This window comes from Bartonella sp. AC535YNZD, assembly GCF_042196625.1.
In the GTDB taxonomy this organism is placed as follows: domain Bacteria; phylum Pseudomonadota; class Alphaproteobacteria; order Rhizobiales; family Rhizobiaceae; genus Bartonella.
The window spans coordinates 13318-21182 of sequence record NZ_JBHIQP010000003.1; the positions used below are offsets into that span (position 1 = coordinate 13318).

Below are 7865 nucleotides of genomic sequence, written 5' to 3' on the forward strand. Positions count from 1 at the left end.
TTCCCATGCTCTTGGCAAGCAGACATCAACAGAGCAGCTTCAAAAACCTTCAATGAAAAGCAAACTCCTTGGCACTCTCCCTCCCACACAGGTATCCCAACACATGCCAAGGTATCCCAAAACAGGACTCCAGCATGCACCACCCTCTCACAGACATATCCACCCCACCCTTCTTTCACCCCCTTCCTCCTTTCCGCTTTCCTCCTTTTCTCAAGGTGCCACTTCCCATGCTCTTGGCAAGCAGACATCAACAGAGCAGCTTCAAAAACCTTCAATGAAAAGCAAACTCCTTGGCACTCCCCCTCCCACACAGGCATCCCAACACATGCCAAGGTATCCCAAAACAGGACTCCAAAATGCACCACCCTCTCAGACATCCCCCCCCACCTTCTTGCATCATCCACCCTACCTGCTTCCAACGCGCCCCTCTCAAAGGGCACCACCTTCCTAAACCCTTGGCAAACAGATACCAACACAGCCATTTCAAAAACTTTCAGGATAGAGCAAGTCCCGCACAAAAAAGGACAGCATAGCACAAAACCTTTCACCATGTGATCGAACAACGAGAACAGTAAAACAGAATTCTCACCTCTCACATCTGAAAAAAACAACAATATATTCACCAGACGAATGACCATGAGCACAATTTTTGAAATCAAACAAAAACTTATCTCACAAGCAGATAGAATAGCAGAAATGCTTCTTCCCCAAGGGCACAAACGAGGCAACAATTGGATTGTAGGCAACACACGTGGTGAGGCAGGTCAAAGTTTATCGATTTGCCTAAGCGGCAGCAAAGCAGGGCTTTGGTATGATTTTGCAGAAGGCATTGGAGGAGATCTTTTAGACCTTTGGTGTGAAGTCAAAGGCATTAGTCTCTCTCAAGCTTTAGAAGAAGCACGCGCGGCTCTCAATCTGACACGCCCCAAACCCTTTATGGCACCCCATCGTTCCTATCGCCGTCCACCGGTCCCTACAGGGCGCCCCCCGCAAAATCTTGTAAAAACCTATCTCCACAAAGAACGCCACATTCCTTTAGAGATTATAAAGCGTTACCGCATAGGAGAAGATGGCGAAAAAATCATTTTTCCCTTTTATAAACCCGATGGCACCCTTGCTTTAGTTAAAGAACGGCTTGCGCAAGCAGGAGCAAAAACAAAACCTACAGCAGCACACTGTGAACCGATTTTGTTTGGCTGGCAAGCCCTTTGCCCTTCAAACCCAACCGCCACGCAGGCACCTCAACACGCACCCTCATCAACCCCAACCGCCCCACACGCGCCTCAACACGCACCCTCAACCAACCCAGCCGCTCCACACGCGCCTCAGCACGCACCCTCATCAACCCCCACCACCACAAACGCGTCTCAACACGCCCCCTCATCAACCCCAGCCGCTCCACACGCGTCTCAACACGCACCCTCATCAACCCAAGCCACCACGCAGGCGCCTCAACACGCACCCTCATCAACCCCAGCCGCCACGCAGGCGCCTCAGCAGTCCCCCTTAATGGAGCGCGCACCGTTTCCCATTTTTTCTTCAACAAACCGTACCATTGTCATCACTGAAGGAGAAATTGATGCACTTTCCTTAGCCGCCTATGGATATCCGGCGGTCTCTGTCCCCTTTGGAGGAGGCAGTGGAGGAAAGCACAATTGGATTGAAAATGAATTTGATCATTTAGAAGCTTTTGAAACAATTTTTTTAGCCACCGATATGGATAAGCCTGGTGAAGAAGCAGCCCGTGAGATTGCCAACAGGCTTGGACGCCACCGTTGCTACCGTGTCCGTTTACCCCTTAAAGATGCCAATGACTGTTTAACCGCAGGGATTGATAGAGCCACCATAAAAGCAGCCTTTTCCTCAGCAAAAAGCTTTGCACCAGAAGGTTTACGGCGCGCCTCAGACTATAAAGACAAAGTCATCGGACTGTTTTGGCCAGAGCCTGAAAAACATCTTGGTTATACGGTTCCCTATCCTAAACTGAAGGACAAAGTGCATTTCCGCCCAGCAGAATTAACGCTATGGAGCGGTGCCAGTGGAGCAGGTAAAAGCCAATTGTTATCAGACTGTATTCCCCATTGGATTGCGCAAAACAGTCGGCTTTGCTTAGCGTCTCTGGAGATGAAAGGAGAACAATCGCTCCGCCGTTTAACCAAACAAACGGGCGGCTTAGAACAGCCTACAAAAGAGACAATTGAACGGATTCTTCATTTTTTAGATGAAGGGCTTATTCTTTATGAGCATGTTGGCAAATCAAGCGTTGACACCTTGCTTGATGTCTTTGACTATTGCCGTGCGCGCTATGGCTGCGATCAATTTATCATCGACAGTTTGATGCGGCTTGGCATTGCCTCTGATGATTATGCAAGACAAGAACAAGCCGTTTATAAAATGGTTGATTGGGCTGTTTTAAACAGTGTGCACATTCACCTTGTCGCCCATGCCCGCAAAAGCGGTCTGGATAAAGATATCCCTAGCACAGAAGACATTAAAGGCGCCTCAGAGATTGGCGCCAATGCCTTTAACATCATCACCATTTGGCGCAATCGACCGTTAGAAGACAAAATCTTTGCCGCCTCTCTCGCACAAGAAAAAGCAGATTTAGCCAAACGCCCCGGCGTTATTATGAATATTGCCAAACAACGTTCTGGTGATTTTGAAGGCAAAATAGGGCTTTGGTTTGATCCCCAAACCTACCGCTATCGCTGTTCTTTTGAACAATCATTCCCTCGACGTTATCTGTAATACCCCACAAACCCCACTCTCTTTAAAAACGCCACCGCTTTCACACGCACACGCCCTGCTCCCATAGAAACAACAGGAAGGATCAATCCACAAATGACGAAAAACACCCAATCCTTCGCGAACCAAAGCCCCCTCAACCCTAGATTCTCTACTCCCAAATGCAAACAAAAAAAGCTCGCTCCAACAACGGCGCCCCCCCCTTCAATAACCACAAACAATGCGTCACCACCCCATCTCGCCACCCCCTCATATGCAAAATCAAAAACCACTCCAACAATGCAGCAAACACCAGCCCCATCAAGGACAATAGTCCCCATGGTATGTCCATATTCTCCATCCCCACAAGAGCTAAAAAAAGGACGACTCCTAAAACGCCGTAAAACAGCACTTCCTTCAAAAGGAGGGAAAGACCAAAAATACAATAAAACGCCACCCGCCACCACGGAATATCGAAGCGCTTGGAAACCTTATAAGTACACATAACGACAACAATAAAAAGGTAGAAAAACACCAACAACAGCAAAAAAAAACAAATCGTTCGACATCACATACCCCTCACAGCAAGCACATTAAAGATCACACCCATGGAGAAGAAAAACACCCCCTACTTTAAGAACCAAGCCCCTAGAACACGCGCACGCCTTACACCCTGATAAATCAAAGGAGAAAAAAATCCAACAATAAAGGGCAACACCCTCTCATCCGAGAACCAAAGCCAGCTCAACCCTAGATTCTCTGCTCCCAGACGGGTAAAACAAAGGATTGGTGCCAAAATGCAGAAAAACAGCACAAAATTCAAAGCACGCAACAACCTCTGTAACACCGTATCACCTTGCTCGCGTATAAAGAACCCCAAGAGCACTTTCAACAATACAGACAAGAGCAATCCCTTTAAGAATACCGCCCTTATGCTATCCATATCCCTGACGCCCACAGCAGCAAACCACAGGATAAAGCCCATCATGCAACAAAACATAACCGCCTTTAAGAAAACTTGCCAAGCAACAGGCATACTCTTGACGCCCAAATGCACCAAACCAAGGACAGTTGCAACAATGCAAGAAATCACCCCCCCTGCCAAAACACCTCCCACGGAATAGCCGGTCGCCCCGCATCCTCATAAGCAAAGCCAAGAACCAAGCCAAAAATGCAGCAAAACGCCAGTCCCTTAAAAAATATGTCCCGCGCAACCACCATACGCCCCGCTCCTTCATCAATAAAAACCAAAGATCATGCCCAAAATGCCGCAAAAGATCAATCCTTTTCAAAGAATGAAATCCTAAACCCAAGACGCCTTGCCCGTCTATAAATAAGAGCAAGGACAAAGCCCAAAAGGACATAAAACACCCACTTGTTTAAGAACCACACCTGAGTCAAACCCAAATGCTCGGCTTGCGCATAAACAAAATCAGAGAGAGCAGCCAAAATGAAGCTCAACAACACCATCTTGAGGAACAACCCCTTCGTTACACCACGCCGCTGCATTACTTCATAACCCAACATAAGGAAAATACCGGGAATGCCATAAAACGCCACAGCTCGTAAAAATATGCCCCACGTCATCCCAAGAGCCTTCATTTCCACATAAACAGCCACAGAGACATAGGCCACAATACAGCTAAACACCAATCCCTTCAAAGACAAAAGCCCGCGCGCCATCACTCACCTCCCCCATCAAGTCACTCAAGAAAAATATCCACCATGCGACAAAACCCCTCTCTTTTCAAGAGCCAAATCATAACAAGATGCTTTACACCTCTATAAATCAGCCCAATGACAAAACCCAAAAGGATACCCCCACGGAATTAAGAACCAAAGCCAGCGCCACCCCATGCGTTCAGCAACCGTATAAACAACATGAGATCCCCGCCAATAAAGCCCCCCAAACCCCATCCTCTTAAAAAAATTTCTTCCTTTCATGATCCCTCAAATACCTCCCCACATAAATAGAAATAAAGCTCCCAAGAGGCAGAAAAACATCAACCATGGCAAAAAACCAAATCCTGCGACATCAATTCCCCCCACAGCAATAAAATCAGAAAGAATGCCCATCATGCAACAAAACGCCCATCCTTTAAAGAAGCCAGAACCACAAAGAGAACAACACACACCACTCCCACAAAATCCCCGCCCCCGTATAAATCTCTCGTACAAACAAATGACAGCAGCAAAAGAAAACCACCACCCCACACCCTTTTGAAAAACGTCCCCTCACGCAACAAGCAGATATAAAAACCTATTCCTCAACAAGCATACAACAGCACAATCCCGTTTCTTTGCATAAACATGAAAGAATCAAAATTAAAATTTTTAAGGAGATGTTATGAGCCATCAAGAGAAAAAAAACATGCAAACCTGCCCGCTTGATCATCAAAATCAAGGAAAGCACATTGGTCATTTAAAGACGCAAGAAATCCCTGTAGAAACGCGTAATCCTTATTTTAAACCCAATCATCCAGAAAGTTCCAGTAACCCGCGCACGATTAAAGCCATTGCCAATGCACAAAGCCATCCCATTGCCCTTTTATATGCCAAAGGGCATCTCAGCAAAGCCCAATATAAAGCGGCAGAACGTTTTTATTTTTACTGGCGTCAAAGCCAAGCCGATCTCCACATGAGCCTTGACTACACCCGTGAAAAGGTTTCCTGTAGCCAAGGGTACACACACCCCATTGAACGTCAAATAGCAGCCTCCAATCAATTAAAAACCATTAAAGTTCAACTTGGTATTCTTGGCTATTCTCTTCTTGAGCGGGTTATAGGCCACGGACAAGCGATCAAAGAATTAAGTTTTTCAAAACGCAAACAAAACTCCCTTGCCGATCATTTACGAGATTGTTTAGACTTGCTCGCATTTCATTGGGGATATGCAAACCATAAACATTTTGAATAATCTCCCTCGCCATTTTAAGCGGCCTCCCATCCTTCCCGCTCCCTCTATAAGCCCCTTCCCCCACACACGAACTCAACCATCCAGCAGCTCTCGCCCCTATTTCCATCACCTTGCCCCCACCCAAAAGGACAATACTTCACCCCCCTCACACATACTTAAGATACACCCCGCACTCTTAAAAACAAAAATCCTTCCCCCATATCAATCCTATAATCATGGGGGCTCTTAATGCGTTTTTTATTGAAGAATATTCTCAAAATGCTTGCATGCATCATAATATTTTTAAATATAGTTTAATTAATATCGAGTCTTAAAATAAATATTCAATTGAAAAAAGTATTAAGTTTTAATGCAAAATGACAAAATTTTTTGTAAAAAGTATTTTTTATATTGCTATTTTTTCAATTCTCTGCTAATTATAATGTGTTAGATTCTTTAAGTATGATTTTTTTGTATTTAGTACGGCCTTTTAAATTTATTCTTTTTTGACACGTCCTGCGAGTCAATGTTAAAATTCTCCTGCTTTTTGGTCCTCTGATTGCGACGGAGGACTTTTTTTATGACTGTACTTTTTTGTAACTGTATTGTCTTCAATCACTTCCTTATGAAGCTTTGTGATATTTCTCTATAAGGTCTACCCGCAAAATAGATCATTCTTTTGCCAAATTGACTTGCGTTCCATTCTTAAAGAACAAAGATTCTTAACTCAATCTGATTTACAAACAGCTTGGATACACTTCCCTCTTGGCTTCCATTCCCTCTTGGCTTCTATTCCCTCTTGGCTTCTATTCAGGGTTTTCCGCTAAACTCAAGGCGCAACAGAAGATTGCTCTGTCTCAAAGATTCACCACGCCCCTAAAAAACACTTAAAACATATCCCAAAAAGCTTGCTTCATATCACCAAACCTTAAAGGATAGTGTTTTACGGTATAAGCTGTTTTACACCATAATAGAATGACTAATATTTGATGATATTCTTTATCGTATCACACCAATAGGCTGATGTATAATCACAATCAATTGTTCTTCAGATTAAAATTAAGAGAGCAGAATATCGCAAGATTCTCTTATTTATGTTGAATCAATCAACACCTTGTCTTTTCCACATTACAAACATAAGAGACATATGAAATAAAGCACTTCAAAGATTTCAAAGATAAAGAATCAAAATGCCTCTTATGAACACGCTCAAGAGCCAAAGGCTGTCATCACATGAGGTGAGAATAGTATGATAGTGCTGGCTTTCCCCTTATGAGAATTTAAAGAAGGGCTTATCCACTTCACAAGAAATTTCTCCATTATCAGATTTACCAATATCCCCAATCACCAATATAATTGTGATGATAAGATCACATAATATTTTTAAACAAGTACGTAAATGCGCTACACAAATATATTCTATTTAGAACATTCTATTTTACGTGAGTCGCGTAAAATCCCATTAAAAAATAAAATCCCCCATTAAAAAATAAAATCCCTATGAGAAAAAATCTAAGGCGTGAGAATAAAAACATGAGACAAGTATGATTCCATTCAGCTATTGCTCTTTAACCGTTAAACCGAATAAAAAATAGATTCGGAAAGTATGTTAATTTTCCTAACTTAAGAGATAAACTAAGAATATAGACAACATCTCTCCTAACATTCCCCTTTTTCTAGCATCGCGTAAGAATCAAAAATTATACAACTTATTTTGTCATATTATAACGCACTGTTTTTTTAAGACGGTATTGAAGCAGTTAAAACAATTGAAGTGTTTAGCCAACGCCATTAGCAAAGCTAAAAAAAACAAACTGTTGAAAAGCCGTGCATATCTTGTGTAAACACAAAAAAAACAAGAAAAAGGCACAAAAATATCTCAATTTTTATAAAAATACTCAGCGTCTTTTACGATTGTATTGACGAACAACCCTTATCCCATAATCATCTTAAATATTGAGAATAAAGAATGAATAGCCCTCGCAAATACAGCAACCTATCAATATAAAATATAAAAACAAATTTTTTTGTTATCTCTGTTTCTTATGGAATATGCCTTTCCCTATGAATGTACTTTGGCCTCCAAAGAGTACATTCAATCCATGGAAAGGATGCACTCTAGCCCTTAAAAAGAGTGCATCCTTCCCCTCAAGGGATACCGCCAAACCCTCATGAGGCAGTATCCAATCTATGAGGATGCACTCTAGCCTTCAAAAAGAGTGCATCCTTCCCCTCAAGGGATACC

The 7865-nt window shown here is 43.1% G+C and carries 8 protein-coding genes; 2 read left to right on the forward strand and 6 right to left on the reverse strand.

Annotated features, from left to right (window positions below):
* Nucleotides 1-377 (reverse strand): hypothetical protein (locus tag ACFIM8_RS02710; RefSeq protein ID WP_375614454.1); only part of this gene is annotated, 377 nt, incomplete at its 3' end.
* A 259-nt stretch (nucleotides 378-636) separates the two neighbouring features.
* On the opposite strand from ACFIM8_RS02710, the gene ACFIM8_RS02715 reads away from it, so the two are divergent.
* Nucleotides 637-2748 carry a toprim domain-containing protein gene (locus ACFIM8_RS02715; RefSeq protein WP_404977462.1) on the forward strand — a complete coding sequence of 704 codons (2112 nt, stop codon included), beginning with the start codon at nucleotides 637-639 and terminating at the stop codon, nucleotides 2746-2748.
* Here ACFIM8_RS02715 and ACFIM8_RS02720 read toward each other — a convergent pair.
* The 5 genes from ACFIM8_RS02720 to ACFIM8_RS02740 all read right to left on the reverse strand — a co-directional run bounded on the left by ACFIM8_RS02720 (nucleotide 2739) and on the right by ACFIM8_RS02740 (nucleotide 4938).
* Nucleotides 2739-3188, reverse strand: coding sequence for a hypothetical protein (locus tag ACFIM8_RS02720; protein ID WP_375614455.1), 450 nt, complete (start codon nucleotides 3186-3188; stop codon nucleotides 2739-2741). The two genes, ACFIM8_RS02715 and ACFIM8_RS02720, sit on opposite strands and share 10 nt — an antisense overlap.
* A 164-nt stretch (nucleotides 3189-3352) precedes the next feature.
* Nucleotides 3353-3841 (reverse strand): hypothetical protein, encoded by a 489-nt coding sequence (locus ACFIM8_RS02725; protein WP_375614456.1) that lies wholly within the window; start codon nucleotides 3839-3841, stop codon nucleotides 3353-3355.
* A gap of 161 nt (nucleotides 3842-4002) precedes the next feature.
* Nucleotides 4003-4407, reverse strand: a complete 405-nt coding sequence (locus ACFIM8_RS02730) for a hypothetical protein (protein WP_375614457.1) — start codon at nucleotides 4405-4407, stop codon at nucleotides 4003-4005.
* A gap of 99 nt (nucleotides 4408-4506) precedes the next feature.
* The gene (locus ACFIM8_RS02735; protein ID WP_375614458.1) at nucleotides 4507-4668 is read right to left on the reverse strand and encodes a hypothetical protein; all 162 of its coding nucleotides are present in this window, start codon (nucleotides 4666-4668) and stop codon (nucleotides 4507-4509) included.
* A 6-nt stretch (nucleotides 4669-4674) separates the two neighbouring features.
* Entirely contained in the window at nucleotides 4675-4938 is a 264-nt protein-coding gene (locus ACFIM8_RS02740) for a hypothetical protein (protein ID WP_375614459.1), read from the reverse strand.
* A gap of 133 nt (nucleotides 4939-5071) precedes the next feature.
* Here ACFIM8_RS02740 and ACFIM8_RS02745 point away from each other — a divergent pair, with 133 nt between their 5' ends.
* Complete coding sequence (locus ACFIM8_RS02745; protein ID WP_375614460.1) at nucleotides 5072-5641, forward strand: hypothetical protein; 570 nt, start codon at nucleotides 5072-5074, stop codon at nucleotides 5639-5641.
* Nucleotides 5642-7865: the final 2224 nt, after the last annotated feature.